Source organism: Prosthecobacter sp. (genome assembly GCF_044373815.1).
In the GTDB taxonomy this organism is placed as follows: Bacteria; Verrucomicrobiota; Verrucomicrobiia; order Verrucomicrobiales; family Verrucomicrobiaceae; genus Prosthecobacter.
The window spans coordinates 22,065-28,298 of record NZ_JBIPNG010000024.1 but is presented as its reverse complement, the minus strand read 5'-3'; the positions used below and the strand labels follow the sequence as shown (position 1 = coordinate 28,298).

9 protein-coding genes are annotated in these 6,234 nt (G+C 59.9%); all 9 read left to right on the top strand.

Annotated elements, in window-relative coordinates; all coding sequences use genetic code 11:
- Positions 1-751: type II secretion system F family protein (locus tag ACIREA_RS03750; protein WP_397380694.1), on the top strand; the 751-nt coding region annotated here is incomplete at its 5' end.
- Between the two features lie 27 nt (positions 752-778).
- A complete protein-coding gene (gspG, locus tag ACIREA_RS03745) occupies positions 779-1,216 on the top strand; it encodes a type II secretion system major pseudopilin GspG (RefSeq protein WP_397380692.1) in 438 nt (145 codons plus the stop codon).
- A gap of 13 nt (positions 1,217-1,229) precedes the next feature.
- Positions 1,230-1,727 (top strand): Tfp pilus assembly protein FimT/FimU, encoded by a 498-nt coding sequence (locus ACIREA_RS03740; RefSeq protein WP_397380690.1) that lies wholly within the window; start codon positions 1,230-1,232, stop codon positions 1,725-1,727.
- On the top strand, positions 1,724-2,137 hold the full coding sequence (locus ACIREA_RS03735; protein WP_397380688.1) for a hypothetical protein: 414 nt from the start codon (positions 1,724-1,726) through the stop codon (positions 2,135-2,137). Before ACIREA_RS03740 ends, ACIREA_RS03735 begins: the two co-directional genes overlap by 4 nt.
- Positions 2,109-2,777: a type II secretion system protein gene (locus ACIREA_RS03730; protein WP_397380686.1), complete on the top strand. Its 669-nt coding sequence runs from the start codon at positions 2,109-2,111 to the stop codon at positions 2,775-2,777. Before ACIREA_RS03735 ends, ACIREA_RS03730 begins: the two co-directional genes overlap by 29 nt.
- The gene (locus ACIREA_RS03725; protein ID WP_397380684.1) at positions 2,774-3,805 is read left to right on the top strand and encodes a general secretion pathway protein GspK; all 1,032 of its coding nucleotides are present in this window, start codon (positions 2,774-2,776) and stop codon (positions 3,803-3,805) included. The genes ACIREA_RS03730 and ACIREA_RS03725 overlap by 4 nt, the downstream gene beginning before the upstream one ends.
- Positions 3,789-5,006, top strand: a complete 1,218-nt coding sequence (locus ACIREA_RS03720; protein ID WP_397380682.1) for a hypothetical protein — start codon at positions 3,789-3,791, stop codon at positions 5,004-5,006. Before ACIREA_RS03725 ends, ACIREA_RS03720 begins: the two co-directional genes overlap by 17 nt.
- Positions 5,003-5,584: a hypothetical protein gene (locus ACIREA_RS03715; protein ID WP_397380681.1), complete on the top strand. Its 582-nt coding sequence runs from the start codon at positions 5,003-5,005 to the stop codon at positions 5,582-5,584. Before ACIREA_RS03720 ends, ACIREA_RS03715 begins: the two co-directional genes overlap by 4 nt.
- 2 nt (positions 5,585-5,586) lie before the next feature.
- Complete coding sequence (locus tag ACIREA_RS03710) at positions 5,587-6,228, top strand: hypothetical protein (RefSeq protein ID WP_397380679.1); 642 nt, start codon at positions 5,587-5,589, stop codon at positions 6,226-6,228.
- The last annotated feature ends 6 nt before the right edge of the window (positions 6,229-6,234 follow it).

The following is a 6,234-nucleotide window of genomic DNA, read 5'->3' as shown; positions in this document are numbered from 1 at the left end:
GCGCTCCCTACAGGCGCTGAAGTCCAAGGTGCTCTCCGCACTGCTCTATCCGGCATTTCTCATCGTCGCCGCTGTTGCCGTCACCCTGCTGTTTGTCGTCTATCTCATTCCGAAACTCACGGAAATGCTCGATTCGACCGGCGGCTCGCTGCCCTTTGCTGCGCAGATCATCCTGAAGATCAGCGATACTTTCAAAGCCACCTGGTGGATGGTCATCCTCGGCGGTATCGCCACCTACATTCTCGGCAAGGCATGGGTATCTCGTCCCGAATCGGCGATTCCATGGGCGCATTTTAAACTTCGCCTTCCGCTTTTCGGCGGCATCTTCCGCGCACGCTTCTACGTCCAGTTCCTGGAGACGATGGCCAACTTGCTTGGAAACGGACTCACCATGGTGCAGGCCATGCAGCTCACCCATCAGGCCATCGACAATCCTTACCTGCAGCAGGGCTTCGAAAGCGTCATGCGCAACGTGGGTGAAGGCGTCGCGCTTTCCCGCGCGCTGGACCGCAGCGCGCAGTTTCCACCGCTGCTCATCGACATGGTGAACGTGGGCGAGCAAACCGGCGACATGCCTGCCGCCCTCGCACGCGCCGCCGAGCGCTTTGACCGCGAGCTCAGCAAGAAGATCGACACGCTCGCCGCGCTCATCCAGCCTCTCATCGTCTGCCTCATGGCCGGCATGGTCGGCCTCATGGCCTACCTCATGATGACCACCATATTCCAGACCATTTCCAGCATCAACAAATAGCCGCCCGGTTCTCCTCCACACATTCTCATGAAACACACCCAAACCCAACCACGCCTCCCGACGTACGGCTTCACCCTCGTCGAGATGATCCTCGTGCTCGCCATCGTGGCGCTCCTTGTGGGCGCAGCCATCGTCAATTTTGGCGGTGTGCTTGAAGGCGGCAAGAAAACCACCGCGAAAGGCAACATCAGCAGTATCAGCTCGGCGCTGCGTGCCTATGAAGTGGACAACATGTTCCTTCCCACCACCGAGCAGGGGCTATCCTCTCTGGTTGAAAAACCGACCAGTCGCCCCGCGCCGACTAGCTGGAGTCCTAAGCTCAAAAAGCTGCCCATTGATCCCTGGGGCAACGCCTACCACTACCGCCGCCCCGGCGTGAAGGACAAGACCGGCTTCGATGTCTATTCCGCAGGCCCCGACGGCGTGGCTGACAACGCTGACGACATCGGTAGCTGGGACCAATAACGACTAACTCGGAATGACGACCTGCCAGTCCATCCCAAAGACCGTGCAAACCACGCTGAAAGCTCAGCGTGGTATTCGTCATTTCCGCGCAGGCTTCACGCTGTTGGAGATCATCGTCGCAATGTCGATCACCCTGATGATCATTGGCATTGCCACCGTCAGCATCTCCGGCGTTCGCGCTGAAGACAAGCTGCGGCGTGCGGCGGCCATGATCGAAACCACCGCCCGGCAAAACATGCTGCAGGCGCTCAACAGCCAGCAGACAGTACGCATGGAGCTTTCCGCCGGTGCGTTTGGCACGAGCGATGAGTTCAGTGGCATGCTGCAGGTTCGCCGCTATGGCGAAGCCGCCTTTCGCAAGCCGAAACGCGGCGAAGCCTGGGAGTTCAGCCCCAGCGGCATCTGTGAGCCCATCGAGGTTCGTATCAGCGGCCCGGCAGGGCAGATCGAGATCGGCTTCGATCCACTCACCGCCTGTGCGAAACGCAAATCCATTCTGGTCAAAGGATGAAACACACCCGCACATCCTCATCCGCCTCGGGTTTCGCCTTGCTCGAAATCATTCTCGCCCTCGCGTTATTTTCATTCGTGGCCGTCAGCATGACGCAGGCGATTGAGCAGATCGCCAAAGCATCCACCTCCGCACGTCAGGAGGCGCAGGTGCTGCGTGTCCTGGAGTCCGTGCTCGCCGAAGTGGCGCACCAGCCCGAGTTCAAAGCCGCCAGCATTTCGTTCAATCCCACCGCTGATCACATCGACGCCAGTGCCACCATCGAGAAGGTTGAACTCATCAACAAAGACAAGGTCAAGCTCGACCACATGTTTCGCATCCGCGCCGAAGCATGGATCAACGACGGGCGCACGCGGCGCATGAAACGCAGCATGGAAACCTATGTGTATTCGCCCCACAGTCCGATCTAAGGCCGCGTTCACGCTGCTCGAAGTCATCATGGCCATGGCGCTCATCGGCTTCATCCTGAGCGCCGTCTATGGCGTGGCCAACGGCGCCATGCAGCTGGGCAAATCCATGAGCACCGCTCGCGTGGCCGAGACCCGCATCAGCAACTTCGTCACCCAGTGGCGTGACTATTTGGAAGCCATGGACCCTGGCATACAGCTCAGCGCCGGGCTGGAAAAAGTCGCGCGCGGTGCCTCGGGCAATATGTTCATCGCCGGAGGCCACATGCCCTTCGCTTGGGAGCGTCATTTGAAGCTTGCCGATGCCGTTGAGTTTGGCGTTGTGCGCAATCGGGAGACCAAAGACCTGAGCCTCGTGGTGCGTCACTTCAAGCTTAACCCCAAGGCCCGCACGCCGGGAGAATACAACCTCATCGCCGAACTGCCGATCCTCGACGGGCTCAAGCAGATGCAGTGGCAGTTCTATGAGCCGGAGGAAAAGAAATGGTTCACCAGCTGGGATCCGAAGAAACGCCCGCAGCCTCCGCTCTTCATGAAGCTCAAGTTTGCCTTCAGTGCCGACCCGCGTGAGCACGAGTACACCTTTTGGATCGCGAACGACCTGGCTCAGGTCAGCGTGCCTCAGGCACCACCGCCGCAATGACCATTGAACCTCCAAAGACCGAAGACGGAATGATGGGCAGTGCTGCCCGTCAGGAAGTCCACGCTCTTCGTTCAGGCTTTGTCATTCCTTCGTCTTGCACTCTTCGTCAGGCGTCCTTGCAGCGCGGCTCCGCACTCATCGTGGTGTTCTGGATGATCGCGATTCTCGGAATGGTGATGTTTGCGGGAGCCAAATCTCTGCAGGCTGACTCGCAGTACACGCGCATGATGCGCGGGCGTATTTTTGCCAAACGCTATGCAGAAATGGGTCTTGAGGTGGCGCGTCATCCAGTCATGCGGGAGGACGATCCGTTGCTGCACTTCAACGCAAACGACGGCGGCGGCTACAACGTCAAGCTCGTGGCCGAGGAGGCGCGGCTGAACGCCAACCATCTCATCCAGACCGGTGACAAGGTGCTGATGCGTCGGCTGTTCACCAGCTGGGGCTTCAAGGAGCAGTTTGTCTCCGCCTTGTGCGATGCACTGAAGGATTGGGTCGATGCAGACGCCAATGTCAGCCTCAACGGTGCCGAAAAGCGCGATTACGAAAAGATGGGCTTCGAGGGCATGCCGTTCAATCGCCCGTTCAAAGAAGTCGAAGAGATGCTGCTGGTGCGCGGCATGGACATCGTCAACGTCGAACGGCCCGATTGGCGCGAGTGGTTCACTGTTTTTGGCGATGGTCGTGTCGATGTGAACGACGCACGCCCGGAGCTCATCGCGCTGCTGGCCGATCTGCCCATGGAGCGCATTCAGCCGCTGCTCACTCTACGTGCCGGACGCGATGGCGCGCTGCACACGCAGGATGATGTGCGTCTCAGCAGCGTGCCCCAGGTGGCGCAGTTGCTGGGCGTCTATCAGCCGCAGATCCTTCAGCAGCTCACTCAATGGATTCAATTCGCCGGTCCCATTCGACGCATCGAAAGCGTCGGTTCACTCGGCCCCCTGCAACGCAAACTCATCCTCATCACGCAGGACGGCAAGGCCGTCTGGCGTGGTGAAATCCCCGCCCATGGCAAAAACACGTAAACCACCCTGCGAGCTGCTGCTCCCTGGCGCACAAGTCTGGCAAAGCTGGATGGGTGCGGAGGGCGCTTCATGTCTGCTGCACGCCGAACTAAGCGCCGAAGGTGCCAGATTTGGCAAAGACGCCCAGCGTCGGGTTCTCGCACTTCCCTCCGTTCATTTCTGGGCCCTGCCCGCCTGGCTCAAGGGGCAGCCGGAGCATCTGCGCAGCATGGCGTTGCTGCATCTCGAACGCATGGGCATCAAAGCTGAGGACGAGGAATCCACTGTGCAGGTGCGCAACATGCAGGGGAAAGAAGGCGCGTATCTCACACGCATCCTTGCGCTCAAGGATCTGCCAACGTCGCTGACCGAGACCGCACGGCTGCCGGATGAAGTCACGCTGCACGCGCTGTGCTATCCAATGGTGCAAAACAGCCTCACGATTTTCCGTGAGCTGGGTCGTCTCGTTGTCGCAATCACCAGCGGGTCGCAGTTGATCTATTGCACGCCGCTGTCCGCGAACAAACTCGATGTCAATGCACTCGCGGAGCTCAACAACATCTGCCTGCAGCTCGGCTTCCAGGGCGTTCTTGGCAGACTCGAAAGCATTGTGCTGTGGATTGACGAGGGCGACATCACGCAGATCCAGCGCGTCACCGGTTTGGCCGCCTACCGCTGCGACATGCCGGCACCGACGATGCCAGAGCGTGGCTCCAGCCTGCTCATGCCGCAGGATGTCACAGCCGAGCGTCAAAGCCAGACGCGCCGCGCAAAGACACGCTTCATGGCGCTGGCGACTGGAACCGTGATCGCCGCGGCCATTGCCCTCGTCGCCACGCTCACATCGCTGGCCTTGCAGGAGCGCAACCTGCTGCGTGAAAAGGTCGCTGTTCTTACGCCGCGTGCCTCGCGTGTCATGGATCACAAAAAGGCGTGGCAGGAGGTCGCACCTGCCGTGGATCCCACCACCTGGCCGCAGCAAATTCTGCTGCACCTCATGGAGCCTGAATCATCCAAGGAGGTTTCCATCACACATTGGGAATGGACACCGGAGCGCATGAGCCTGCGCGGCCGCATGCCCGACGCTTCCCTGGCGTTCAAGTACACCCAGGAGCTCAAGTCGATCGAAGCGCTCGCTCCTTTCGCATTGAACGGGCCGCCGCCAGCCTTTGCCAGCGACGGCAGTGCCAGCTTTGAGATGAAGGGAGGGCCGGGCGAATGAAGAAGAGTGAGAAAGTGCTGCTCGGCGTCTTCGCCTTCCTGTTCCTCGCCATCATCGGCGGTGGTGGGCTCATGTACGCCTTCAACAACTACACGGCCATTCGCGAGGAGAACGACACCCTGCGCGACCGTCTCGCCGATATGAATCTCGCCATCTCTCAGGGTGCGGATTGGGCGGACAAGTACGGCTGGCTTGAGGAGCATTGCCCGAACTTTACCAGTCGGCAGGAGGCTTCGGCCAAGCTGCTTGAAGTTATCACTGGCGAGGCTGAAAAAAAGGGCATCAGCATCGGTGGCAAGGAATTCATCGAAGCCGTGCGAGTCCTGGGGCCTGACGGTCTGCCGCTGGAGGAAAACCTCGGCTACTTTGACAAGGCCACCGTGAAGATCACCCTCGCAGGCATTCAGGAGCAGGCCTTCTTCGGTTGGCTCCATGCGCTGCAGCAGCCGCAGAGTTTTCTCGGCATCACCCGCATGCAGATCAATCCCAGCGGCACGAACAAGACCATCAATGCCGAGGTCGAGTTCACTCAGTTCTACCGTGAGAAATCGGCCCCCAAGGTCAGCAAAGCAAACTAGCCATGAAACTTTCCACGTTATCATTCTCTCTGCTGGTGTTGGCGATGTTTGCCCCTCACGCATCTGCCCAGGAGCCACAGAAGAAAGACGCCAACCCCGTGCCGTTTCCAAAGCTGCAGCACTTCGCCCCACTGTGGGAGCGCTCCATCTTCACCACGAAGGATCTGCCTTCACCCGATGCACCGACGGGGCCGAACTTCGCCGACAACCTTAGCCTCTCCGGCATCTATGAGATCGATGGCGGTGTCGTCGCCGTGCTAGTGGATCGCACCACCTCTCAGGTCATGGAGGCGCGCATTGGTTCGGAAAACGAAATGGGCATCAAGATCCGTGCGGTCAAACCCGGCGAGAGCGTGGACAAGACACGCATTCAATTGCAGAAGGGAGATCAGGCTGGCTGGATCAGCTTTGCCGATCTCTCCGCCGCACCACCCGTCGAGGTCAGGAGTGCCATTCCCACCCAGCAGCCTGCAGCACCGAATCAAGGCGGGGGCATGCCGCAGCGTCGAAACATGAACACCCCGCCTGTGCAGACCGGCCTGCCACCCAATCCGATTCTCCCCCCGCCATCCGCGCCGGTCCCCGGTGCTGCGCCCAGACCCGCTGCACCCAGGATCAATGATGTGCCGCTGCCGCCGCCCTGAGGCAGT

Excerpts from the sequence above, each read along its gene's own strand:
- ACIREA_RS03740 (WP_397380690.1), top strand. The coding sequence starts at position 1,230 with ATGACGACCTGCCAGTCCATCCCAAAGACCGTGCAAACCACGCTGAAA.
- ACIREA_RS03725 (WP_397380684.1), top strand. The coding sequence starts at position 2,774 with ATGACCATTGAACCTCCAAAGACCGAAGACGGAATGATGGGCAGTGCT.
- ACIREA_RS03715 (WP_397380681.1), top strand. The coding sequence starts at position 5,003 with ATGAAGAAGAGTGAGAAAGTGCTGCTCGGCGTCTTCGCCTTCCTGTTC.
- ACIREA_RS03730 (WP_397380686.1), top strand. The coding sequence starts at position 2,109 with ATGTGTATTCGCCCCACAGTCCGATCTAAGGCCGCGTTCACGCTGCTC.
- gspG (WP_397380692.1), top strand. The coding sequence starts at position 779 with ATGAAACACACCCAAACCCAACCACGCCTCCCGACGTACGGCTTCACC.
- ACIREA_RS03710 (WP_397380679.1), top strand. The coding sequence starts at position 5,587 with ATGAAACTTTCCACGTTATCATTCTCTCTGCTGGTGTTGGCGATGTTT.
- ACIREA_RS03720 (WP_397380682.1), top strand. The coding sequence starts at position 3,789 with ATGGCAAAAACACGTAAACCACCCTGCGAGCTGCTGCTCCCTGGCGCA.
- ACIREA_RS03735 (WP_397380688.1), top strand. The coding sequence starts at position 1,724 with ATGAAACACACCCGCACATCCTCATCCGCCTCGGGTTTCGCCTTGCTC.